The following is a 21,189-nucleotide window of genomic DNA, read 5'->3' on the forward strand; positions in this document are numbered from 1 at the left end:
GCTCGTCGTAACCCGATACATTTGTGCCATGGCACTCTCGAAGAGACCCCATCGATCCATCCTCAAGCGCCGCGGGAGCATTTCCACGGCGGTGCAGGCCGTGGTGGACCTGGTGGCCGTGATGGCGCTGTCCCTGCTGCTGATACAGAAACAGATCGGCACCGTCACCCCGCCCTATACGGTGCTGCTGCTCATCCTGGCCATGGTGATGGTGTTCGCCTACAACCAGTTCGGCGTCTACCGCAGCAACAGCAGCTTCACGCGCAAGGCGCTGACCCTCTTCAAGGCCTGGTCGCTGACATTCGGCTTCCTGCTGCTGGTCGGTTTTGTGACCAAGCAGACCGATGTGTTTTCCCGCCTGCTGCTGGGGCAGCTGTTCATCGCGGGCTATCTGCTGCAGGTGTTTCTGCAATACCTCAGTCGCGAGATCCAGATCCGGGTCATGGTCCACGCTGTGCCCGCAGAGAACGTGCTGATCGTCGGAACGGGCAAGCTCGCGAGCTATCTGCAGAACAAGATTTCGGGCAACCCGTGGCTGAACCAGAAGGTGGTGGGCTGTCTGGAGCTGCCCTCGGCTGCGCGGGGCAACGAGGCCCGGGCAGGCGCCACCCTGTACGAAAGCTCGGACTTCGCATCGCTCAAGGAGCTCAACATCATCGGACCGCTTGATCAGATGCTGTCCATCATCGAGCGCCACGACGTGCGCACGGTGTATTTCGCCATTCCCCTGGGCGAGTCCGACCTGATCGAGGACCTGTATTTCCAGCTGCTGGACCGCCATGTGTCGGTGCACTGGGTCCCGGACATTTTCTCGCTGCTGCTGGTCAACCACAGCGTTCGAGAGATTGCGGGGCTGCCCGTGCTGACGCTGTCCGAAACGCCGCTGACAGGCACCCGGCTCCTGCTCAAGGCCCTGGAAGACCGCATCCTGGGCCTGCTGATCCTGGTGCTGATCTCGCCGGTCCTGCTGATCATCGCGGCGGCCATCAAGCTCGACAGCCAGGGCCCCGTGTTCTTCCGGCAGGCGCGCAAGGGATGGAGCGGGCGGGTGTTCCACATCTGGAAGTTCCGCAGCATGTACGTGCACCAGCCCGAGGCCGGCGTGATTCGCCAGGCCACCCGCAACGACCCCCGGGTCACCCGAGTGGGGGCGTTCCTCCGCAAGACCAGCCTGGACGAACTGCCACAGGTCTTCAACGTGCTCATGGGCGAGATGTCGCTGGTGGGACCAAGGCCGCACGCGGTGCAGCACGACGAGCTGTATTCCAAGGGCATCAACGCCTACTTCGCACGGCACAACATCAAGCCCGGCATCACGGGACTGGCCCAGGTGCGTGGCCTGCGGGGCGAGACCAGCGAGATCGAGCGCATGCAGGAGCGCATCGAGTCGGACATCGAGTACATCAACAACTGGTCGCTGTGGCTCGACATTTCCATCCTGCTGCGCACCCTGGGCGCACTGACGGGCAAGAATGCGTACTGAACTCGCGAGGCCGGTGGGAGGCGCACAGACCTTCTGGAACTACGAACCCAGCCAGCCGCGCCCGCGCATCGTCGTGGCCCGGTGGCGGGCCCGTCGGACGCGCCAGAAGCCCCCCGCCTGGAGGGCCCTGGTTCCAGTGCGCGGTTCCGGCCGCTGGCTCATGTACTTCCTCTACGCGCCTCAAGGCCAGCTGTCGACCCAACACCGCTTCACGCTCAGGCGCCTCGCTGCCGAGAACGCCTCGGTGATGATCGTGTGCGCCTGCCCACCGAATCACCCGCTGCTTGATGAGCTGAAGCGGCACTGCGATGCGCTGTACTGGAAGGGCACCGATGGCTTCGACTTCTCGGCCTACGCCATCTGCCTGAGCGAGCTGGCACAACGGGCCCCGGGCTCCGATGTGCTGATGTTCAACGACTCCGTGCTCGGCCCCTTTTCCCCGCTGACTCCCTTTGTCGAGCATGCCCCCTGGCGGGTGGCGGGCCTGAGCGCCAACGCGCTTGAAGAGAATCATCTGCAGTCCTTTGCCCTGATCGCCCGGCAGGTCGACTCGGAGTTGCTGAAGGTGATCGAGCCGGTAATCTCCAGCGAGTGGAGCTACAACTCCTCCGAGGCGGTCATCCTGCTGCAGGAAACCCTGCTGGCCCGGGTGGCCAGCCCTCACGTCAGCGTGGGCGCCTACTGGTACACCGATGGCTCTCGCCACCTGGACCTGTGCCTGAACTGCCCCGAACAGATGATCGACGCCGGCTTCCCGCTGCTCAAACGCTCGCTGTTCGGCAAGTTCGTTGGCCGCTTCCAGAGCATCGCCTCGATGCAGGCGCTGCTGCACCGGCTGGACCATCCGGCCGTGATGGGGTTTGCGCCCAGAAAAGACTGAGCGGCCCGCAAAGCTCTGGGCGCTTGCCTGCTGTTACGTGGCGTCGCCGCCGCAAGGGTCCTGGCTCACCCGGTCCAGACCCGGATGCAGCCCGCTCATGCGCCACGCCAGGCGGGCTTCGGAAAAATGCCCGTTCCGGTCCTGCGCGTGCTGGGCATTCATGTTGAAGCGTTGCAGGCGAAAGACATCGTCGCTGCGCGAGTTGCTGCCCCAGCGGGTGGTGACGGCCGCCCGGTAGCCAGCCTCACGGGCTTGCGCCACGCAGCGCGAATCGAAAGACCCATTGGGGTAGCAGAAGGTGGTCACGGGCGTGCCAAGCGCAGCTTCCAGCTTCTGGCGGGAGCCGGCGATCTCGGCGCGCAGTTCGTCGTCCGTACACTGTGGCAGCAACGCATGGGAGTGGGAGTGGCTGCCAATTTCATGACCGCGTGCCACCAGGTATTTCATCTGCCCGACGCTCATGAACCCGTCCCAGGCGGGCCGCTGCGCGAGAGGCAGCACGCCGCTGGCCCGGCGCATCCAGTCCTCACGCTGGGCAGGGCTCCAGCGTTTCGTGTGCTCCAACGCGGATTCAACGGTGAGGTGGCTCGCCACACCGCCCAGTTCCCCGCCAGGGTGCAGCTCAGCGAACAACGCGAGCGCCGCGCCGCGATCCATGGATCCTGACCCAAGGCCCTTTCCCATCAGGTGGGTCACCAGCCAGGCGACCGAGACCGCCATGGTGTCATGCCACAGCGGCGTGGCGTCCTCCAGCACCTGGCTGGGAACATAGAAGCTGGCGGTGACGCCGTTCTTTTCCAGAACGGGCAGCGCGTTCTCGTAGTTGTCGAGCTGGCCATCGTCGAAGGTGATCGCCAGCAGCGGCCGTCCAGCGCCTTGACCCGCCTCCCACAACCTGAGGGCGGCATCAAGCGACAGGCACTGGAAATGGCGGGTGAGAAACCGGAGGTGGTCGTCCAGTTCGTCCGGGGTAACGGCGAGCCCCGGCAGCGGATAGAGCCGTCGCTGCGGCTCGGTCAGGACGCGGTGGAAAGTGACGATCGATAGCCTCTGCCCAAGTCGGAGCGCCGGCGCGGTCACACCGGCCACCGAAAGGGCGTGGCCACAGGTGTCCCGGACCAGGGCCTTGAGGGTCGAGATCGCGCTCATGGCATCCACTCGCTGTGCGCGGTCATGCGTTGCCACCGGCGAGTGGCGCGAAGATCTCGCGCAGCTGTCGCGCCGACCGGTCGACATCGTGCCGCTCCAGTGCACGCGCCCGGGCTCTTTCGCCCATGGCCTGGAGCTGCGGGGCATCCGCTTCAAGGCCGCGGCGCATGGCCTGCGCCAGCTCCGTGGCGTTGCCAGGCGCCACGATCCAGCCGTCCTGCCCATCGCGCACCAGCTCGGGAATACCGGAAACCCGTGTGGCGATCACCGGCCTCGCGCAGGCCATGGCCTCCATCAACACAACCGGCAAGCCCTCGGCAAAACTGCTGAGCACCAGCGCGCGAGACGCTTCGATCTCCTTGCGAACGTCGGCACCGGAGATCCAGCCTGTGATGCGCACGAGGTCCGCGACGCCACGCAGCTGACAGTGCTGTTCGATGGCGGACCGCAGCTCGCCATCACCAGCCAGCACCAGCTCGGCCTCCACGCCCTGTCGGCGCAGCTCGCCCAGAGCATCGATCAGCACGAACTGCCCCTTCTCCGAACTCAATCGCCCCACGCAGACGAAGCGCCGCACCTCGTTGAACGGGTGCGCGGGGGGAACCCGGTATCCCTCGTCCAGCCCGCAATGCACAACCGATATCTTCTTCCAGTGAGAGGGCTCCACCCAACGGCACATCTGGCTGCGCATGTACTCGCTGACTGCGACCACGTGGGCCGCACGGCGCACCTTCTCGGGAATTCCGATGAACTGCGCAGCGTCTGTCTCTACCGTGCCGTGCGCGGTGAAGCTGAAAGTGCCACCGTTGATCTGCGCCGCCAGCATGGCCACCGCGGCAGGGTTCGAACCGAAGTGCGCGTGCAGGTGCAGCACATTTTCCTTGTGCATCCAGTTCCCGACGATGCAGGCCTCGACCAGATAGGCCACATGGTGCAGCAGACTGCGTTCCGCCCGGCGGGACAGCCGCCACGCAGAGCGGGCCGCTGCCATGAAGTCCTTCGGACGTCGCACCACAGCCGCTGCCACGTGGGCAAGTGTGGACATGGCGCCCGCGCCCAGCACGTAACGCGTGCGACGCAGTTCCTCGACGTCCGCCGAGTCGGGGCTTCCGTCGGACGGCCCCCGGATCGCAAAACGCAACACCTCGACACCCTGCCGCTCCAGCGCTGCGATTTCTCTGCGGATGAAACTGTGGCTGACCTTCGGATATTCGCTGATGAGGTAGGCCACCCTCATGGCGCGGACTCCACCGACAGACCATGCCGCCGCGCCCACGATGCCAACGCGTACAGGCACCAGATCCGCGTCCAGTAGAGACCTGGGGCGCCGGCCTGGTAGGCGCGCCAGAGGTCGGCCACCACGGTGGGCGCCAGCCCCACGCTGGCCATCAGGTCCCGGTCGGTGAGCACCGCGCCCACTTCCGAGCCCAGTGCGCCAAGCAACCAGTGGTCATAGGGCAGCTCGAAGCCCGATTTGGGCCGGTCGAACAGCGCCGGGTCCAGCCCCTGCAGTCCCGCGCTGCGCAGCATCGATTTGGAGCGCACGGGGTGGAAACGGACGTCGTCCGGCAAGGACGCCACCGCTTCGAGCAACTGCTGATCGACCAGGGGCAGGCGGGTTTCGATGGAAGCGGCCATGCTCGTCGAGTCGGCGTCGCGCAGCAGGCGCTCGCCCAGGAACAGGCGCTGCTCCAGCATGGCGATGGATGAGAGATCGCTGCGCCCGTCCACTTCGGCACGCAAGGCGGCGACCACATCGGACGGCAACCCCCAGTAGCCCGCCTCCAGACCCTGCCCTGCCATGCCCAGCAGGCTGCGGTGGGTGTCTGGCAGAAACAGTGCATAGGCGCACTGATAGAGCGCCAGCAGGTCGTCCCCGGCCTCGACCATGGTCGGCAGCTTGGCCCAGCGGGTCTGGGGCCGGAAGGCCCCACCGTCGGGCGCCTTCCAGCGTGCAAACGCCCGCGCACCGGCGTTGCGCAGACCGTCCGGGACGAACCCGAGCCGGCGGGACCAGGCCGCCATCGCAGGAAGGTCGCGGAACGAGGTGTAGCCACCGAACAGCTCGTCGCCCCCGCTGCCCACAAGGGCCACCTTGAAACCGGCTTGCGCGACGGCCTGCGACATGAAGAACGAGTTCAGGCCGTCAAAGCTCGGCTGGTCCAGGCTGCCCATGGCCTCGTCCAGCCGGTCGACAAACCCCTCATGGCGCAGCACGATCTCGTGGTGCTGAGTGCCGATGGCCTTCGAGACGGCCCGGGCGATCTCGCCTTCGTTGCGTTCCTGCTCGGCAAACGCGAGTGTGAAGGAGTGGACCGGGTCGCGGGAGACGCGTTTGGCCACATTGGCAATGGCGGATGAGTCCACCCCACCCGAGAGGAAGACGCCGAGCGGAACATCTGACGCGAGGTGGCGGCGCACGCTGTCTTCGAGCGCCATGGCCACGTCCTGGTCGGTCGACTCACCATCGCGGGGCAGCGCGGCCTGCGTCCAGTAGCGTTTGCGCCGCAGCTCTCGGCCATCCTGGGCATAGACCCGCATCTCACCCGGCCACAGCGATTCGATGCCATCGACGATGGTTTCCGGCGCCACCGTGAACCCGTTCCAGACCATGCTGGCCACGGCGGACCGGCGCAGGCGAGGCTTGCGCAGCAGGCCGGAACGCAGCAGAGCGCGCACCTCGGACGCGAACGCGAAGGTCCAGTCTCCCGATAGATCGGGGTTCCTCATGAAGAACAGCGGCTTGATGCCCAGTGCGTCGCGCGCCAGCAGCAGCTCGCTGCGGCGCGGGTCCCACACGGCCAGCGCGAACATGCCACGAAGCTCCTGCACGGCGTCGAACCCCTGCATGCTGATGAGTCTCAGCATGGCCGCGGTGTCGCCACTCGACCACAGGGTCTGGCCCTGGGCACCGAGCGCCCGGCGAATGTCGGTGTAGTTGTAGATCTCGCCGTTGAGCACGGTGACGTCGCCGCGCTCCGGATCCGTCATCGGCTGCGAGGCTGCCGAGGTGAGGTCGAGAATCGACAGCCGCCTGTGCCCGAGCATGACGCCCCAGCCACGGGCGTCTGCCGGCCCCATCCAGACGCCGTCGCCGTCGGGTCCCCGATGCGCCATGGCATCCGTCATGCGTTGCAGCGCGAGGCGGTTCGCCTCCCCGACGCGTCCAACGATTCCAGCCAGGCCACACATCAGGCACGCCCCGTCAGTTCACGCGCCGCGCGGGCCTTGCCGACCAGCAGCGCCCGGAACTGGTAGGCGCGCAGGAAGCGCCGGAACTCCGGGTTGTCGTAGCGCGGCTTGCGCTGCAGGGCCGCTTTCAGCCAGCCCCACAACATGGCGGCACTGCCGAGCACGTAGGGTTTCTGGTTGACACGCGACAACGCGCTCGCCGCCATGAACAGAAAGCCGGTCCCCATGAAGTACTGCCCGTAGCCATGGCGCATGCGGCCGGTGTAGATGCTGTCCTGGCTGGAGCCCATGGGTCGCAGGTGTACGAAGCGCAACTCGGGGTCGTCCCAGCTGCAGGCGATCCAGCCCTTCATGCGGCACTGGTGGCAGTCGATGCCGTCCCACATCACCTCGCGCACGAAGCCGCCGATCGCTTCGAAGCAACTGACGCGGTAGAACTTGGTCATGCCCAGCGATGTTTCGTCGCCATGACGCTCTGGAATGAGCTGCCCGCCCTCCTCCACGTAGGCCTTGCCGCTGCAGGTGGCGATACGGGGCTCGTCGGACATTCGCTGCATGAGGATCTCGAAGTAACGAGGCGGCAAACGCAGGTCCAGATCCAGCTTGCAGACGAACTCGTAGTCCTGCGGATGGATCGCTGCGTATCCGGAATAGAAGGCATCCACAACGCCCGGACCCACCGCACGGTGACCGCGGTCCTGACGGGTGACAATCTGGATCCAGTCGTGGCGGGCCCCGTACTCGGCCAGGATCTGCGGCGTCGCATCGCTGGAACCGTCATCGACGATGACCCAGCGGGCCGGGCGAACAGACTGGCTCACCACGGTGTCCAGCGTCTGGCGCATGTACTTCGCCTCGTTGCGGCACGGCGAGATCAAAACATAACGCTGTGTCATATCTGGGGTGTGCAGATCTTGGGTTTTGGGCCCCACAACTGAGTCGGCAGTATTCAGCTGGGTATTGGAACGGATGGTACACGCAACAATTTGTACCTGTTCCGGCGCCAGCAAGACCCTCGTTTGCAGCCGCCAGCCGCTCGATGGACAAGGCGCGACGGCTACCGGGTGAAGAACGGGCCCACCCAGTCGGGCGGCAGCAACTTGTAAGAATTGCCGAACTGGTTGATGTTGGGCACACCACCATCGGCACGGGTGTTGCCGCGCGATGTCATGCGACGCCCCATCAGGATGAACTCGGTGTTCGTGTTCGGACCGCGGTGGAACACGTTGTTCTCCAGCACTACGTCTTCCAGACCCTGGCGGCTGTTGGGACCGTTGTTCTCGGGGCTGGCGCCGCCGGTGAACGAGTTGTTGTCCGTGGAATCCCCCAGGCGGTTGTTGGCAATGACGATCTGCCTCGATGCCCAGGTGCTGCCCGAGATCGCGTAGTTGTCGTTGTATTCACCCAGGCCGCCGGAGTGGATCTTCAGGGCCACCCGGATGCCATCAGATGAGCGGCCACGCAGCGCGTTGTGAGCAATGAAGCCCTTGTGCACGCCCCACAGGCGCACCGTGTGCTGCTGGGCCGTGCCCATGTCGTTGCCCATGATCACGAAGCGGCTGCCTTCGCCTGCCATGTTCAGGTGAGGGTTGGCTGTGCTGCCGCGCAGCTGGTTTTCCACTATGAACAGTTCCCGCGGCTGGTGGTACTGGCTGGGGGCGAGCTTGTGGTTTTGAACGATGTAGGCCAGCGCGCTGGCCAGATTGATCTGGGCCGTGGTCAGCTCACCCGTTGGCACGTCGAAGGTGTTGCGGTAGACCAGCAGGCGGGACATGGTCACGAACTGTTCAAGGCCCTGAAGGATGTTGAGATCCATCACAGTGATGTCGCGCGGGAAAGCAGACGAAGTAGGCCCTATGCCCCCCACCAGCACGCGACTCACCCGAGGCTTCGCACCGACCCCGAACGCGCCCACCTGCACGTTCTGGCTGCCATGTCCGATCTCGATGGTGCCGAACGCCTCACCCCGGCGCAACAGCACCCGGCGGTTGTTGATTGCCGCTGAACTGGGCACCATCGCCACGCGCGACGCCCCGTCCGGGCAGTCCGAGAAGTTGCCTGCCGCCGACACGCAGATCGTTCCGGTCCCCGCGTAGACCACGTTGGGGTCAAGCACCTCCACGCTGACCGAACGCTCCGAGTACCCACCCGCCAGATCGGTTGCGCGAACACGCACCTGGTAGGTGCCAGGTTCGTCAAATACGTGCGCCGCCAACGGCCCGCCCGATTGCACATTCTTGGGCAGACCCGATATCGGCCATGTCTGGGCCCGCTCGTCGCCGAAATTGAACGAATAGCGCACCTGGTGGAATGGGTGCTGCCCCGCTAGACTGGAGGTGGTGCCCGTGGCGTCAAACTGCACCGCCAGCGGCGCAGGCCCACTCAAGCGCGTAGCTTCCAGACTCGCCATGACAGTACGGGAGGCCTGAGCGCCTCCGGGCGTTTCACCGCGCTGGACGGCGGGTCGATCGACCACCTGCGCGAATTCGCCTGCCCACGTCGGCGAAAAGCCTCTCAATCCGACAAGAAGCTCTCGATCACCGTGACCCGCCGACACTGGATAGGACTTGCCGCCCAGGGCTTCAACTTGGCCCAGGGAGTTCACTCCCGAATGTGCTGGACCACAAGCAGCCCATAGCGCCACACCGGCCAGCGCCGCCAGCAACATGGAGAAACATGACCTGGCAGGGATCTGCATTTGTTCCTTCTACTTTCTGGCGAGCAAAGTCGCCAACAGATGCCGCAGTTCAATCAACCGATAACCGCCTCTGGAACGCCCAAGCGCTGGAACACATGTCCTCCAGCGACCTCGTAGCCCGCCAATTCAGCTCCCGTGCGGCGGAACGAATATCGGCATACGAGCAGGCCACATCCCCTTGCCTCCGGTCAGTGATTTCGAAAGGAATGGTCTGACCGGATTCCGCCTCGAAAGCACGGACCATTTCCAGCACACTGTATCCCCTACCGGTTCCCAGGTTAAATGCGTGCCAGCCACTGTGCGACGAAAGGTAATTCAGAGCGGCCACATGACCTTCCGCCAGATCCATGACGTGAATATAGTCACGGACCCCCGTTCCATCGGGTGTCGGATAGTCGCCACCAAATACCCTCAATCGCTCCAACTCTCCCGACGCCACCTGGACCACATACGGCATCAGGTTGTTTGGAATCCCTCTTGGCCGGTCACCAATGAATCCGCTCGGGTGGGCTCCTACGGGATTGAAATAGCGCAGACAGACGACGCCAAAAGATGGACGGGCTGCACTGACATCCCGCAGCATGTCCTCAATGTGCAACTTGCTGCGCCCGTACGCATTGATGACATGCTGCGGGTGCGCCTCATCCACAGGAAGATACTGCGGGTCTCCGTAAATGGTGGCACTGCTGCTGAACACCAGATGGGAAACCGACTCAGCTTCCATGGCCTGAAGCAAACCCAAAGCCCCGCAGATATTGTTCTGATAGTACTTCAGAGGCAACTGGACCGATTCGCCAACAGACTTGAAGCCGGCAAGATGAATGACCGAGTCAATGGAGTTCTCTCGAATAATGCTTCGCACCAACTCCACATCACCCACATCTCCGCAATAGAACGCAGGAGATTGACCGACAATCGCAGAAATCCTGTCCACCACAGTCCGGCTGCTATTGGACAGATTATCAACAATGGATACTCGATGACCTGCGGACATCAAAACCACAGCTACATGGCTGCCAATGTATCCACATCCGCCAGTTAACAAGACATTCATGAAAATTCACATCCATCCACGCAAACGACCAAAAACGACTGAGAAAAAGGCGCCCTCTTTAACGAGATCACAGGCAACCTAACCCGCCACAGCAGACATCATGTCAGATGACGGATTGCGGAGAAATTCGTCCAGCTTTTCGATGGGAAGGGCGGGCGCAAACAGGTGCCCCTGGAACTGATCGCACCCGAGGTAGGCCAGAAAATCCCGCGCCTCCTGCGTTTCCACCCCTTCGGCCACCACCTGCAGACTCAGACTCTGTGCCAGCGCAATGATGGCGCGGGAGATCGCCGCGTCGTTGGGGTCTGTGAGCACGTCGGCCACAAAGCCCTTGTCGATCTTCAGCTGATCCAGGGGCAGCCGCTTCAGGCACGACAGAGAAGAGTAGCCAACCCCGAAATCATCCAGCGACAGGGTGACCCCCAGCTCCTTGAGCATGCCCATTTTCTGAATGGTGATTTCCATGCGGTCGGCGAGCAGGCTCTCGGTCAGTTCCAGCTTCAACCGGTGCGGACGAATGCCCGTGCGCTTGATCGCGGCCATGACCATGTCCACAAAGTTCGGGTGCCGGAACTGGTAGACGCTGACGTTCACAGCGATGCTGAGGTGTGCGGTCTGCGCACGCGACGCCCAGGTTGCGAGCTGCTCACAGGCGGTTTCCAGCACCCACATGCCCAGCGGCAGGATGAGCCCGGTGTCTTCAGCGACCGGAATGAAGTCGGCGGGCTTGACCAGTCCTTTTTCGGGATGCTGCCAGCGCACCAGCGCCTCCACCCCAGTGACGACACCCTGGCGGTCCACCTGCGGCTGGTAGTGCACCACAAACTGCTTCTCACGCAGACCCACGCGCAGGGCGGCTCCAACCGCTGCATTGGCGCTGACCGAAGCCTGCATGTCCGGGTCGAAATAACACAGGGTGTTTCGACCTAACCCCTTGGCCTGGTACATGGCAAGGTCGGCCTGCTTCAGCAGTTCGCTCACGTCGCTCTGTTCGCCATTGAACGAGGTGGCCCCGATGCTGGGTGTTGCAAAGTGCTGGTGCCCGGCAATCTGGAACGGCTCTCGCAACACATTCAGCACTTTTTCTGCCAAGGTGCGCAGCTTGCTGGCGGCGGCGGCCGCGTCCGTGCTCAGGTCATCGACCATCACCACGAACTCATCGCCCCCCAGGCGCGCCACGGTATCGGTCTTGCGCACGCTCTTGGTCAGCCGCTGGGCGACTTGCTGCAGCAGTTGGTCTCCAACATGGTGTCCCAGCGTGTCATTGAGGATCTTGAAGTTGTCGAGATCGATGAACATGAGCGCACCGTACTGACCGGAGCGCGCGCTCTGCGACAGCGCCTTCTGCAACCTGTCCAGCAACAGCTGGCGATTGGGCAGGTCCGTCAGAGGGTCGTAAAACGCAAGGTGCCGGATCATGTCCTCGGCGTTCTTGCGCTGCGTGATGTCCCGCCCCACCGCCACCCAGTGCGTCACCTCTTCGGCACTGGCCTGGACCGACACGACCTCCAGCTCAATCCAGAACGAAGCCCCGTTCTTGCGGCGGATCATCAGTTCGGTGCGTGCCTGGCGCGTTTCCCTCAGCCCCCGCGCTTTTTCAAGCAGCTTGAACATTGCTGGATCGAGTTCCAACAGGATGCGCGGTGTCTGCCCCAGGACCTCGTCTCGGCTGTACCCCGTTTGCTTCTCGAATGCATCGTTGACAAACACGATCCGCGGCTCGTCATCGGGGCCCGAGCCGGCCTCGGCGATCGCCACGATGTCGTTCAAACGCGCCACACTGGTCTCCAGCAGCATCAGCTGCTCCTGAGAACGCCTGCGCTCTGTGACGTCACGGAAGTAGACGGCCAAGCCTTCAGCAAACGGATAAGCCCGCACCTCCAGCCATTTGCCCAATGTCGGAAAAAAATCCTCCAGCTCAACACGCCGGTTGGTCTTGAGCGCCACGCCCAGCTGCGTACGAAACCGCTGCGCCAACCCCTCGCTGAAGTCGTGCCACACCTCCCGGCCCAGAAGCTCGGCTGTGGTCTTCTGAAGCAGCCGCTCGCTCTCCTGGTTCAGATAGGTGAAGCAGCACTGGCGATCCAGCGTCACGAAAGCCTCTGTGATACTGGCCAGCGTGGTAGTCAGCCGCATGGCCAGGCGCAGCGTTTCCTGCTGAGCCTGCTTCTGAGCGGAAATGTCCTGAACAGCACCCTGTATTCGAACGATCCGCCCCTGCGTGTCCCGCACGGCATTGCCTACCGTACGAACCCATTTCGGACTCGCTCCAGGCACCTGCACCTGGATCTCCTCGTCAAATGCTTCACCCGTCTGGGCGCAGCGCTCCAGCCGCTGGCGAATGCCGGTGCGCCATTCGGGCGTATACCGCAGCACCATCGCGGCGAGGTCCTCGACCGCCTCCCCGGGTCCCAACCCCAGGATGCTGCCGTACTCGTCAGAGTGTTGAATGTGCCCGGTGTTGATGTCCACCGACCAGCTGCCCACGCCTGCTGTGTGCTCGGTCAGGTTCAACCGGCTCTCGCTTTCATGCAACGCCTTGCCCAGCCGCTCTTCCCTGCCTTGGGTCAGGTGTGCGGACTGCTGCTGCTGATAGACCAACTCCTGCAGCTGCCCCACATGACTCACCAGAGCTTGCAAGGCAGGAAGCATGGCCTTCACTTGCTCGGCGTTTCGCGGTTCGCCGTCCAGCAACGCCAGCCAGGTGTCGTTGTAAGCCTCACTGGTCGGGAGCGGAAGCACAAGGCAGAAACGCATTCTCAGAGAAGCGACCAGTGGATGGTGTGCCCAGGCCGCAAGCGCCGTCAGGTCGTGGCATGTACCAGCCAGTTCAGGATCGGCCATCACTTCGGCGCACAACTCTGTGGCCATGACCTGACCGTTTGAAGGTAGCCCGCTGGCAGCCACCAAGAGCGCACCGTCAGGATGAGACCTGACCAGCAGCGCTGTAGACACCTGACCGATGTGGGTCGCCAGTTGGGTGATCTGAGTCCATTCCACACCCGACGTCACGGGGCCTGTGTGTGCTGTCAAGGGAGTTGCTTCATCGTGTGGATCTGCACGGTGTCCTTGTTGCATGGGGCGCCCGCTTTCATCGATTGATGGATCAAGCATACCGCCTCGCACACGACCGTCCCGGCTTTGCAAGCGGCCTGATAAGCGGGTCAGTTGTGGACTAGTTGGCAAGCCCCCTGTTTTGGGGAAGGAAAGACGTAACAGGACGGTTGCAACTTGTAGCTTCCGTATTAACATTGCCCCACGTCAGAAACCTGCACCGAATGATTCAGCATTGGGATCGGGTCCGACGACAGAAAGGGTAAATGTGAGCGCACTGGCAGAACTCCGGCAACACCGTGATGTGAACAGCCTGAGGTCCGCACTGCATGAGCTGTGCGGCCAGTTTGGCCGCATCACGCGACTGGACATCCTTACAGCCATGCACGAAGGTACCAAACAAGCCATTTGCTTCATGCGAATGGAGCGGCCCGAGCAGGAGCAGACGCTTATGAAGACGCTGGGGGTCGGCCGTTTTGGGGGTGAGGTCGTGTTTGTACTGGACCTCAACGTCCCTGTGACCGCGGAAGACGATGGCCCATCGTCGCAGTGGGCGGAGTCGAACTTTTTCTGAACACAGGGCCCGGCGCACGCCCTTCAAGCACACTGCGGCGCGCCCGCAGTTCTAGTGCTTAGGTTTTCTTTTCACAGATATACCGACCCGATGTGCTGACTACCCTTTGTGGGTTGCATGGGGTCTGGGCTCAGACCCCTTCAGGTTCGAGACGCCTCTTCTTCGCTTGCCAGTGACCCTGCTTTGTCAGCAAGGGTTTTCACCTGTGCCCACCTCTGGCGACATGCAAGATACTGCATGTGACAGCAATATGTTGCACCGAGTGTGGACTTCGCCTGACTCACACGGTTCAATCCTCGATATTTCATGCCTAAAGTACGGGTAACTCTGGATCGCCAGCAGAAAAGCCCGCACCTACAGTGAACTCGTTCGACATCCAAGGAGACATCTCATGACCACCCGCCGCCTCGTCCTCACCCGCTCCGCCGCCGTGATCGGCGCCGCCTCGTCCGGTCTGCTGCTGCCGTCCATCGTGCGCGCACAGTCTGACAAGGTGCGTGTCGGCTTCATGCTGCCCTACACCGGCACGTTTGCGCAATTGGGCGTGGCGATCGAGAACGGTTTCCGCATGGCCATCAATGAACAGGGTGGCAAGCTGGGTGGCCGCGAAATCGAGTTCTTCAAGGTCGACGACGAGTCCAACCCGGCGAAGGGCATCGAGAACGCCACCCGCCTGGTGCAGCGCGACAAAGTCGATGTGCTGGTCGGCACCGTGCACTCGGGCGTGCAGATGGGCATCCACAAAGTGGCGCGCGAGTCCGGCGTGCTCAACCTGATCCCCAACGCAGGCGTGCACATCGCCACCCGCGCACAGTGCGCTCCCAACGTGTTCCGCACCTCGTTCAGCAACTCGCAGCCGACGCTGGCACTGGGCAAGGCCATGGTCGACCGCGGCCACAAGAAGGCGGTCTGGATCACTTGGAACTACGCCGCCGGCGACGAGGCCTTCGAAGGCTTCGAGCAGAGCTACACCGCGGCCGGCGGCACCATCGTCAAGAAGCTGGGCCTGCCCTTCCCCAACGTCGAGTTCCAGGCCCTGCTGACCGAGATCGCCTCGCTCAAGCCCGACGCCGTGGCCTGTTTCTTCGCGGGTGGCGGCGCGGCCAAGTTCCTCAAGGACTACGCCGCCGCAGGGCTGAACAAAAGCATCCAGCTCTACGGCTCGGGTTTCCTGACCGAAGGAGTGCTGGAGGCCGCTGGTGACGCCGCCAACGGTGTGCTGACCACCATGCACTACAGCGACTCGCTGGACACGCCGGCGAACAAGAAATTCCGTCTGGAGTACGCCAAGACCTTCAAGCTCCAGCCCGACGTGTACGCCGTGCAGGGCTACGACACCGGCCTGCTGATGATCAAGGGCGCCAACGCCGTCAAGGGTGACCTGGGTAACAAGAAGGCGCTCTACGCCGCCATGGAAGGCGCCACCATCGACAGCCCCCGCGGCAAATGGACCATGAGCAAGGCCCACAACCCGGTACAGGACATGTACCTGCGCAAGGTCGAGAACAAGGAAAACAAGGTGATCGGCATCGCGCAGAAGGCGGTGGCCGACTCGGGTGCCGGCTGCAAGTTGAGCTGACCGCGCTTTTTTTGCCCAGCGAATGCCTTGGGCCAGCGCCTGCGCGAGGTGCTGGCCTGAGACTTGCACGCCCACACACCCATGGACCTTGCCAATTTCCTGATCCAGTTGCTCAACAGCCTGCAGTACGGGCTGCTGCTGTTCATGCTGGCCGCCGGCCTGACGCTGATCTTCGGCATCATGGGCGTGGTCAATCTCGCGCACGGCAGCTTCTACATGCTGGGTGCCTACCTCGCATGGGCGTTGACGGCTCAGTTCCAGAGCCTGACCCTGGCCATTGTCGCGGGCAGTCTGCTCGCCGTAGCCTTCGGCTGGCTGCTCGAATGGCTGCTGTTCCGCCACTTCTACCACCGCGACCACCTCGACCAGGTGCTGCTGACCTTCGGCCTGATCTACATCTTCGAAGAGCTGCGCTCCATCCTCTGGGGCGACGATGTGCACTCGGTGGCCGTGCCCGAAGCGGTGAGCCAGTCGATCCAGCTCACCGAGAACCTGTCGTACCCGGTCTACCGCCTGGTGGTCTCCGGCGTGTGCATCGCGCTGGCGCTGGGCCTGTACGGTCTCATCAGCCGGACCCGGCTGGGCATGAAGATCCGCGCCGGCGCTTTCAACCGCGAAATGGCGGAGGCCCTGGGCATCAACATCCGGCTGATCCATGGTGTGGTGTTCGCCCTTGGCGTGGCCCTGGCAGCGATTGCCGGCATGGTCGCGGCACCCATCTCCAGCGTCTACCCCGGCATGGGCAGCTCGGTGCTGATCATGTGTTTCGTGGTGGTGGTTATCGGCGGTATCGGCTCGGTGCGCGGCGCGCTGGTCGCCGCGCTGCTGGTGGGCCTTGTGGACACCTTTGGCAAGGTGCTGTTGCCGCAGATCGCCGGCATGGCGGTTTACATGCTGATGGCCGGCGTGCTGCTCTACAAACCTGAAGGGCTGTTCAAACAATGAGCACGGCCAAAGCCCAACTCGAAAAACTGCCGCGCTCTGTGCAGGCGGTGCTTGTCGTCGGCGCACTCGCGCTCGCCGCCTTCCCGATGGTGCCTATGGAGAGCACCGATTTCTACCTGCAGATGCTCACGCAGATGATGATCCTGGCGATCTTCGCGATGAGCCTGGACCTGCTGCAGGGGGTGACCGGTCTGGTCTCGCTGGGCCACGCCGCCTACTTCGGCTTGGCCGGCTACGCGCTGGCCTTCATCACGCCGCAGGACGCCCCCATCGCGCTATGGTGGAGCCTGCCGCTGGCGGCCGCCGGCGCCGGCCTGGCCGCACTGGTGATCGGCTTCTTCGTGGTCCGTACCCACGGCATCTACTTCATCATGGTGACCATGGCCTTCGCGCAGATGGTCTTCTACCTGTTCTTCGACAACAAAGCGCTGGGTGGCTCGGACGGCATCTACGTCAACTTCCGGCCCGACGCCACAGCCGTCGGCCTCGACCTGGACAACAAGACCCACTTCTATTACTTCACCCTGGTGGTGCTGATCGCGGTCTACCTGTTCCTGCGCCGCGTGCTGTTCTCGCCCTTCGGCCGCGTGCTTTCCGGCATCCGCGTCAACGAACACCGGCTGCGGGCCGTCGGCTACGGCAGCTTCGGCTACAAGCTCGCGGCCTTCACGCTGGCCGGCACACTGGCCGGCGTGGCGGGTTACCTGTGGGCCGCGCAGACCGGCTTCGTGAACCCCGAACTGATGGGCTTCCACATGAGCGCGCACGCGATCATGATGGTCATCCTGGGCGGCATGGGCAATTTCGCCGGCGCCATCGTCGGTGCTTTCACGTTCGAGTACGTGCTGCACCTGGCCAAGGACCTGACCAAACACTGGCAGTTGCTCATGGGCGGCTTCATCGTTCTGGTGGTCATCGTCGCGCCACGCGGGCTGCTGGGCCTGGCCGACAAGTTCCTGAACCGCGACAAGGAGGCCGGCCAATGAGTGACGTCGCCCTGCTTGCGGCCGACAAGCTGACCAAACGCTTCGGCGGCCTGGCCGCCGTCAACGAAGTCTCGGTCAAGCTCTACCGCGACCACCTGCACGCCGTGATCGGCCCGAATGGCGCCGGCAAGTCCACGCTGACCAACCTGCTGTCGGGCGACCTGCAGCCCACCTCCGGCCAGATCCTGTTCGGCGGCAAGGAGACCGCGGGAAACACGCCCGAGTCGATCTCGCGCCTGGGCCTGGGCCGCAGCTATCAGAAGACCAACATCTTTCTGCCCTTCACCGTCTGGGACAACGTGCGGCTGGCCGCGCAATCGCGCGAGCGGCACGCACCCTGGAACCCTCTGCGCTGGCTGCAGTCGGCCGCGTCGATGACGGCCGTGAACCAGCGCTGCGAACGCGCCATCGAGCTCGCAGGCCTGACCCACCGCGCCCAGACCGTCGCCGCCACCATCAGTCACGGCGAGCAGCGGCAGCTTGAAATTGCGATGACCCTGGCCACCGAACCGACCGTGCTGCTGCTGGATGAGCCGCTGGCCGGCATGGGCCAGGCCGAGGCCGAGCGCATGGTCGAACTGCTGCTCAAGCTCAAGAAGGACCACGCCATGATGCTGGTCGAACACGACATGGACGCCGTCTTTGCGCTGGCCGACCAGCTCACCGTGATGGTCAACGGCCAGGTGATTGCCAGCGGTACGCCGGCCCAGGTCCGAGCCGACCCTCAGGTGCAGGCCGCCTACCTCGGGGATGAACACTGATGAGCCATCCGTTGATCCAGGCCACCGGCCTGAACACCCACTATGGCCAGAGCCACATCCTGCGCGGCATCGACTTCACCGTCGGCCAGGGCCAGACCATCGGTCTGATGGGCCGCAACGGCATGGGCAAGACCACACTGCTCAAGTCGATCATGGGCATCGTCAAGCCCAGCGGCGGCAGCGTGCAGATCAAGGGACAGACCATGACCGGCGCCAGCCCCTACGAGGTGGCGCGGCTGGGCATCGCCTACGTGCCTGAAGGCCGCGGCATCTTCGGCAACCTGAGCGTGAAGGAAAACCTGGTCATGGCCGCTCGGCCCGGCACCCGAGGCCAGCGCGACTGGACCTACGAGCGCGTGCTGGAGACCTTTCCGCGCCTCTCGGAGCGACTGGGCCACGGCGGACAGCAGCTCAGCGGAGGTGAGCAGCAGATGCTGACCATCGGCCGCGCGCTGATGACCAACCCCGACGTGCTGATCCTCGACGAGGCCACCGAAGGCCTGGCACCGCTGATCGCGCGCGAGATCTGGCGCATCTGCGGCCTGATCCGCGAGTCCGGCATCAGCAGCATCATCGTGGACAAGGCCTGGAAGCAGGTCACCCAGATCACCGACCGCAACGTCATCCTCGTCAAGGGCGAAGTGGTGTTCGAGGGCTCCTCGGACGAACTGCTGTCCAGGCCCGAACTGCTGGAACAGTACCTGGGCGTCTGAGCCCGCTCACAGCAGCGGCCGCAACTCCCGCGCGGCGTCCAACAGCAGCGGCAGCAGGTCCTGGCGCATCACCTCGGGCGCCAGCCGCTCGGGCGAGGCCACCACGTTCAGCGCAGCCACCGTCTGGCCCTTCATGTTGCGCAGCGGTACGGCCAGCGCATGCACGCCCAACTCATGCTCCTCGCTGGCGACAGCGAAGTCATCGGCCTTGACCTGCGCCACGATGGCTCGCAAGGCCTTGTGATCCACCGTGGTTTTCGGGGTCAGTCGCGGCAGTTCACGGCCCTTGAGCCAGGCGCTGAACTCGGTCTTATTCATGGCCGCCAGCAACACACGGCCGGTCGACGTCGCATGCACCGGCAGCCGCGCGCCCAGGTGCAGGCCATAGGCCATCAGCCGCTGCCCGCCCACCGACGCGCTGCGCGCCACGATCACCACCTCCTCGCCGTCCAGCACCACGGCCGAGAAGGACTCGCGTGTCTGCGCCGCCAGCCGGTTGAGCGTGGGCTGCAACAGCCGCGGCAGCCGGGCCGAGGCCAGGTAGCTGCCCGAGAAGCGCAGCACCTTGGCAGATAGCCAGTAGTGCGTGCCGTCGGTATCGAGGTAGCCCAGATAGGCCAGGGTCAGCAAGTGGCGACGGGCGGCGGCGCGCGTCAGGCCAGCCCGCTCGGCGGCCTGGGTGACGTTCAGGCGCTGGCGCTCGGTGTCGAAACTCTCCAGCACCGCCATGCCCTTGGCCATGCCTTCGATGAAATCCGCCTTGGCGATTTCCATGTGGGGTCTCCTGCGAAGTGTTGTGCGATCATCGCACATCGAATCCGGTGACCGCACAAGGATGACGCAGAACCGTTGAGGAAAGACGAGGGCCTGCCTACAGTCGCTCCAGTTCAATTTCCAAGGAGACACCCCATGCGCACCCAGGTCGCCATCATCGGTGCAGGCCCCTCCGGTCTGCTGCTCGGTCAGTTGCTGCACAAGGCCGGCATCGACGCCATCATCCTGGAGCGCCAGAGCCCGGACTACGTGCTCGGCCGCATCCGCGCCGGCGTGCTGGAACAGGTGGCCACCGATCTGCTGGACGAGGCCGGGGTGGGCCAGCGCATGCACGCCGAGGGCCTGGTGCACACGGGGTTTGACATGCTGTTCAACGGTGAACGCCACCGCATCGATCTTGAAAAGCTCACCGGCGGAAAAAAGGTCATGGTCTACGGCCAGACCGAGGTCACCCGCGACCTGATGGACGCCCGCAGCGCGGCCGGCCTGCCCACGGTGTACGAGGCCTCCAACGTGCAAGTGCACGATTTCGACACCAAGAACCCCCGCGTGACCTACGAGAAGAACGGCCAGAGCCACACCATCGAGTGCGACTTCATCGCCGGTTGCGATGGATTCCATGGTGTGTGCCGCGCCAGCGTGCCGCGCGGTGCGATCAAGGAGTTCGAAAAGGTCTACCCCTTCGGCTGGCTGGGCCTGCTGTCTGACACACCGCCGGTGCACCACGAACTGATCTACGTGAACCACCCGCGCGGCTTTGCGCTGTGTTCGCAGCGCAGCGAAACCCGCAGCCGCTACTACCTGCAGGTACCGCTGACCGACAAGATCGAACAGTGGAGCGACGACGCCTTCTGGAACGAACTCAAGCTGCGTCTCGACCCGGAAGCGGCTGAGAAGCTGGTGACCGGCCCGAGCCTGGAGAAAAGCATCGCGCCGCTGCGCAGCTTTGTGACCGAGCCGCTGCGTTTTGGCCGCATGTTCCTGGCCGGCGACGCGGGCCACATCGTTCCGCCCACCGGCGCCAAGGGTCTGAACCTGGCCGCCACCGACGTGAAGTACCTGAGCAACGCGCTGGTCGAGTTCTACAGCGAGAAGAGCGAGGCAGGCATCGACGGTTATTCCGAGCGCTGCTTGAAGCGCATCTGGCGCGCCGAGCGCTTCAGCTGGTGGTTCACGTCCATCATGCACAACTTCGAGGGCGAAGGCGCCATCAACGGCAAGCTGCAGCAGGCCGAGCTGGACTACCTGATGCACTCGGAAGCGGGTCTGAAGACCATCGCAGAGAACTACGTCGGACTTCCGCTCGATTTCGGTCAGTGATCCTGGGTGGCACGCCCGGTGTCACTT

The 21,189-nt window shown here is 63.8% G+C and carries 17 protein-coding genes and 1 tRNA gene; 9 read left to right on the forward strand and 9 right to left on the reverse strand.

Going from position 1 to position 21,189, the window contains the following annotated elements; genetic code table 11:
- Positions 1 to 28 precede the first annotated feature (28 nt).
- Positions 29 to 1,483: an undecaprenyl-phosphate glucose phosphotransferase gene (locus ACFOPI_RS21700; protein WP_382178682.1), complete on the forward strand. Its 1,455-nt coding sequence runs from the start codon at positions 29 to 31 to the stop codon at positions 1,481 to 1,483.
- A complete protein-coding gene (locus ACFOPI_RS21705; RefSeq protein ID WP_382178685.1) occupies positions 1,473 to 2,363 on the forward strand; it encodes a hypothetical protein in 891 nt (296 codons plus the stop codon). Before ACFOPI_RS21700 ends, ACFOPI_RS21705 begins: the two co-directional genes overlap by 11 nt.
- Before the next feature lie 33 nt (positions 2,364 to 2,396).
- Here ACFOPI_RS21705 and ACFOPI_RS21710 read toward each other — a convergent pair whose 3' ends face one another.
- From ACFOPI_RS21710 to ACFOPI_RS21745, 8 genes are all read right to left on the reverse strand, one after another.
- Positions 2,397 to 3,512, reverse strand: a complete 1,116-nt coding sequence (locus ACFOPI_RS21710; RefSeq protein WP_382178688.1) for a polysaccharide deacetylase family protein — start codon at positions 3,510 to 3,512, stop codon at positions 2,397 to 2,399.
- A 22-nt stretch (positions 3,513 to 3,534) separates the two neighbouring features.
- On the reverse strand, positions 3,535 to 4,386 hold the full coding sequence (locus tag ACFOPI_RS21715) for a glycosyltransferase (protein ID WP_382178691.1): 852 nt from the start codon (positions 4,384 to 4,386) through the stop codon (positions 3,535 to 3,537).
- Positions 4,338 to 4,446, reverse strand: a tRNA-OTHER gene (locus ACFOPI_RS21720). The genes ACFOPI_RS21715 and ACFOPI_RS21720 overlap by 49 nt, the downstream gene beginning before the upstream one ends.
- 299 nt (positions 4,447 to 4,745) lie before the next feature.
- On the reverse strand, positions 4,746 to 6,704 hold the full coding sequence (asnB, locus tag ACFOPI_RS21725) for an asparagine synthase (glutamine-hydrolyzing) (RefSeq protein ID WP_382178694.1): 1,959 nt from the start codon (positions 6,702 to 6,704) through the stop codon (positions 4,746 to 4,748).
- On the reverse strand, positions 6,704 to 7,600 hold the full coding sequence (locus ACFOPI_RS21730) for a glycosyltransferase family 2 protein (protein ID WP_382178697.1): 897 nt from the start codon (positions 7,598 to 7,600) through the stop codon (positions 6,704 to 6,706). Before ACFOPI_RS21730 ends, asnB begins: the two co-directional genes overlap by 1 nt.
- 161 nt (positions 7,601 to 7,761) lie before the next feature.
- Positions 7,762 to 9,402 carry a PKD domain-containing protein gene (locus ACFOPI_RS21735; RefSeq protein WP_382178699.1) on the reverse strand — a complete coding sequence of 547 codons (1,641 nt, stop codon included), beginning with the start codon at positions 9,400 to 9,402 and terminating at the stop codon, positions 7,762 to 7,764.
- Positions 9,403 to 9,451: 49 nt separating this feature from the next.
- Positions 9,452 to 10,456 carry a UDP-glucose 4-epimerase GalE gene (gene galE, locus ACFOPI_RS21740; protein WP_382178702.1) on the reverse strand — a complete coding sequence of 335 codons (1,005 nt, stop codon included), beginning with the start codon at positions 10,454 to 10,456 and terminating at the stop codon, positions 9,452 to 9,454.
- A 78-nt stretch (positions 10,457 to 10,534) separates the two neighbouring features.
- Positions 10,535 to 13,468 (reverse strand): sensor domain-containing protein, encoded by a 2,934-nt coding sequence (locus ACFOPI_RS21745; RefSeq protein WP_382178705.1) that lies wholly within the window; start codon positions 13,466 to 13,468, stop codon positions 10,535 to 10,537.
- A 310-nt stretch (positions 13,469 to 13,778) separates the two neighbouring features.
- Between ACFOPI_RS21745 and ACFOPI_RS21750 the strand changes: the two genes are divergently transcribed.
- From ACFOPI_RS21750 to ACFOPI_RS21775, 6 genes are all read left to right on the forward strand, one after another.
- The gene (locus tag ACFOPI_RS21750; protein WP_066263510.1) at positions 13,779 to 14,084 is read left to right on the forward strand and encodes an RNA-binding protein; all 306 of its coding nucleotides are present in this window, start codon (positions 13,779 to 13,781) and stop codon (positions 14,082 to 14,084) included.
- Between the two features lie 391 nt (positions 14,085 to 14,475).
- Positions 14,476 to 15,663 (forward strand): ABC transporter substrate-binding protein, encoded by a 1,188-nt coding sequence (locus ACFOPI_RS21755; protein ID WP_382178709.1) that lies wholly within the window; start codon positions 14,476 to 14,478, stop codon positions 15,661 to 15,663.
- Positions 15,664 to 15,744: 81 nt separating this feature from the next.
- A complete protein-coding gene (locus ACFOPI_RS21760) occupies positions 15,745 to 16,608 on the forward strand; it encodes a branched-chain amino acid ABC transporter permease (RefSeq protein ID WP_382178712.1) in 864 nt (287 codons plus the stop codon).
- Complete coding sequence (locus ACFOPI_RS21765) at positions 16,605 to 17,594, forward strand: branched-chain amino acid ABC transporter permease (protein WP_382178715.1); 990 nt, start codon at positions 16,605 to 16,607, stop codon at positions 17,592 to 17,594. Before ACFOPI_RS21760 ends, ACFOPI_RS21765 begins: the two co-directional genes overlap by 4 nt.
- Entirely contained in the window at positions 17,591 to 18,355 is a 765-nt protein-coding gene (locus tag ACFOPI_RS21770; protein WP_382178718.1) for an ABC transporter ATP-binding protein, read from the forward strand. Before ACFOPI_RS21765 ends, ACFOPI_RS21770 begins: the two co-directional genes overlap by 4 nt.
- Positions 18,355 to 19,068, forward strand: a complete 714-nt coding sequence (locus tag ACFOPI_RS21775) for an ABC transporter ATP-binding protein (protein WP_382178721.1) — start codon at positions 18,355 to 18,357, stop codon at positions 19,066 to 19,068. The genes ACFOPI_RS21770 and ACFOPI_RS21775 overlap by 1 nt, the downstream gene beginning before the upstream one ends.
- A 6-nt stretch (positions 19,069 to 19,074) precedes the next feature.
- Here ACFOPI_RS21775 and ACFOPI_RS21780 read toward each other — a convergent pair whose 3' ends face one another.
- A complete protein-coding gene (locus ACFOPI_RS21780; RefSeq protein WP_382178724.1) occupies positions 19,075 to 19,842 on the reverse strand; it encodes an IclR family transcriptional regulator domain-containing protein in 768 nt (255 codons plus the stop codon).
- A 135-nt stretch (positions 19,843 to 19,977) separates the two neighbouring features.
- On the opposite strand from ACFOPI_RS21780, the gene pobA reads away from it, so the two are divergent.
- Entirely contained in the window at positions 19,978 to 21,162 is a 1,185-nt protein-coding gene (pobA, locus tag ACFOPI_RS21785; RefSeq protein WP_382178727.1) for a 4-hydroxybenzoate 3-monooxygenase, read from the forward strand.
- Positions 21,163 to 21,189: the final 27 nt, after the last annotated feature.

It is taken from the genome of Hydrogenophaga luteola (assembly GCF_042648585.1).
Classification (GTDB): Bacteria; Pseudomonadota; Gammaproteobacteria; order Burkholderiales; family Burkholderiaceae_C; genus Hydrogenophaga; species Hydrogenophaga luteola.

What these genes read in the sequence shown, in the direction of transcription:
- ACFOPI_RS21700 (WP_382178682.1), top strand. Translation starts at nt 29, where the DNA reads ATGGCACTCTCGAAGAGACCCCATCGATCCATCCTCAAGCGCCGCGGG.
- ACFOPI_RS21705 (WP_382178685.1), top strand. Translation starts at nt 1,473, where the DNA reads ATGCGTACTGAACTCGCGAGGCCGGTGGGAGGCGCACAGACCTTCTGG.
- ACFOPI_RS21710 (WP_382178688.1), bottom strand. Translation starts at nt 3,512, where the DNA reads ATGAGCGCGATCTCGACCCTCAAGGCCCTGGTCCGGGACACCTGTGGC.
- asnB (WP_382178694.1), bottom strand. Translation starts at nt 6,704, where the DNA reads ATGTGTGGCCTGGCTGGAATCGTTGGACGCGTCGGGGAGGCGAACCGC.
- ACFOPI_RS21730 (WP_382178697.1), bottom strand. Translation starts at nt 7,600, where the DNA reads ATGACACAGCGTTATGTTTTGATCTCGCCGTGCCGCAACGAGGCGAAG.
- ACFOPI_RS21735 (WP_382178699.1), bottom strand. Translation starts at nt 9,402, where the DNA reads ATGCAGATCCCTGCCAGGTCATGTTTCTCCATGTTGCTGGCGGCGCTG.
- galE (WP_382178702.1), bottom strand. Translation starts at nt 10,456, where the DNA reads ATGAATGTCTTGTTAACTGGCGGATGTGGATACATTGGCAGCCATGTA.
- ACFOPI_RS21755 (WP_382178709.1), top strand. Translation starts at nt 14,476, where the DNA reads ATGACCACCCGCCGCCTCGTCCTCACCCGCTCCGCCGCCGTGATCGGC.
- ACFOPI_RS21760 (WP_382178712.1), top strand. Translation starts at nt 15,745, where the DNA reads ATGGACCTTGCCAATTTCCTGATCCAGTTGCTCAACAGCCTGCAGTAC.
- ACFOPI_RS21765 (WP_382178715.1), top strand. Translation starts at nt 16,605, where the DNA reads ATGAGCACGGCCAAAGCCCAACTCGAAAAACTGCCGCGCTCTGTGCAG.
- ACFOPI_RS21770 (WP_382178718.1), top strand. Translation starts at nt 17,591, where the DNA reads ATGAGTGACGTCGCCCTGCTTGCGGCCGACAAGCTGACCAAACGCTTC.
- ACFOPI_RS21775 (WP_382178721.1), top strand. Translation starts at nt 18,355, where the DNA reads ATGAGCCATCCGTTGATCCAGGCCACCGGCCTGAACACCCACTATGGC.
- ACFOPI_RS21780 (WP_382178724.1), bottom strand. Translation starts at nt 19,842, where the DNA reads ATGGAAATCGCCAAGGCGGATTTCATCGAAGGCATGGCCAAGGGCATG.
- pobA (WP_382178727.1), top strand. Translation starts at nt 19,978, where the DNA reads ATGCGCACCCAGGTCGCCATCATCGGTGCAGGCCCCTCCGGTCTGCTG.